Below are 1,562 nucleotides of genomic sequence, written 5' to 3'. Positions count from 1 at the left end.
TCAGTTCGGCGTCATCGATGACGGGGGCCGGCGGCGGCGCGGCCACCTCAGGCTGGACTTCTTCGGCGGGCAGGTCCGAGCCGTCGTCGCGTTTGACGAAGGTGCGTTTTTTGCGGACTTCCACCTGGATGGTGCGCGCCTTGCCGGTGGCATCGGCTTGCTTGATTTCGCTGGTGGACTTCTTCACCAGCGTGATTTTTTTGCGCTCGGCCGTGACAGTGCCATGGCTGGCCTGCAAATAGCCCAGGAGCTTTTGCTTGTCCGCCTCGGACAGGGGGTCGCTGGCTTGCGCCTTGGCGACGCCCGCGCTGGTCAATTGCTCGATCAGCGTGGCGGGAGATTTATTGAGTTCAGCTGCGAATTCAGCGACGGTAGTGGTACTGGRCATATGTTTTTTTCCTGCAGGCCTTTCATGATCATTGCTCTTGGGCCGCTGCGGGTGCAGGGGTGTCAGCGGCAGCGGGCTCATCGGTAAACCAATGCGCGCGAGCGGTCATGATCAGGGCTTTGGCCTCGTCCGAAGACTGGCCGGTGATATCGGTGAGTTCGTCCACAGCCAGGTCGGCCAGGTCGTCGCGGGTGGTGATGCCCGCTTCGGTCAATTTGGCGATCAGCTCTGGCGTGAGGCCTTCGACGTCGCGCAGGTTCTGCGAAACGCCCTCGGCATTTTCTTCCTTGGCGATTTCCATCGTCAGGAGCGCGTCTTTGGCGCGCGTGCGCAGCTCATTGACGGTGTCTTCGTCGAAGGATTCGATCTCGAGCATTTCCTGCAGCGGAACATAGGCCACTTCTTCGAGGCTGGTGAAGCCTTCGGAGATCAGGATGTCGGCGATTTCCTCGTCCACGTCGAGCTTTTCCATGAAAAGCTTGCGGCTGGTGTCGGTCTCGCTCGCCTGCTTCTGGGCGGACTCGTCGGCCGTCATGATGTTGATCTTCCAGCCGGTCAGCTCGGCGGCAAGGCGCACGTTCTGGCCGCCGCGGCCGATCGAAATCGCCAGGTTTTCCTCATCAACGACAACGTCCATGGCATGGCGCTCTTCATCCACCACGATGGACGACACGTTGGCCGGGGCCAGCGCGCCAATGACGAACTGGGCCGGGTCTTCGCTCCACAGCACGATGTCGACACGTTCACCGGCGAGCTCGTTGGTCACGCCGTTGACGCGGGTGCCGCGCACGCCGACGCAGGTGCCGATGGGGTCGACGCGCTTGTCATGCGACAGCACGGCGATCTTGGCGCGCGAACCGGGGTCACGGGCGCAGGATTTGATCTCCAGCAGGCCTTGCTCGATTTCAGGCACTTCCTGGCGAAACAGCTCGATCATGTACTCGGGCGCGGTGCGCGAGAGGATGATGGGCGCGCCGCGCAGGGTCGTGTCCACTTCCATGATCATGGCGCGGACGCGGTCGCCGGAACGCAGGTTTTCCTTGGGGATCATGTCACCGCGGCGCAGGCGCCCTTCGACGCGGCCGGATTCGACGATGATGTCGCCCTTGTCCATGCGCTTGACGGTGCCGACGAAAATCTTGTCGCCGCGCGACATGAAGTCGTTGAGCAGCAT

Annotated in this window: 2 protein-coding genes; both read right to left on the bottom strand. The window is 62.3% G+C overall.

Annotated elements, in window-relative coordinates:
- The coding region (locus AC1D0P_RS25500; protein ID WP_477679283.1) for a translation initiation factor IF-2 associated domain-containing protein at positions 1-388 on the bottom strand (388 nt) is incomplete at its 3' end.
- Positions 389-416: 28 nt separating this feature from the next.
- Positions 417-1,562 (bottom strand): transcription termination factor NusA (nusA, locus tag AC1D0P_RS25495; RefSeq protein WP_477679282.1); only part of this gene is annotated, 1,146 nt, incomplete at its 5' end.

Source organism: Polaromonas sp. P1_G2, assembly GCF_056405515.1.
The sequence above is the reverse complement of the archived record's forward strand: the minus strand, read 5'-3'. Positions and strand labels throughout refer to the sequence as shown.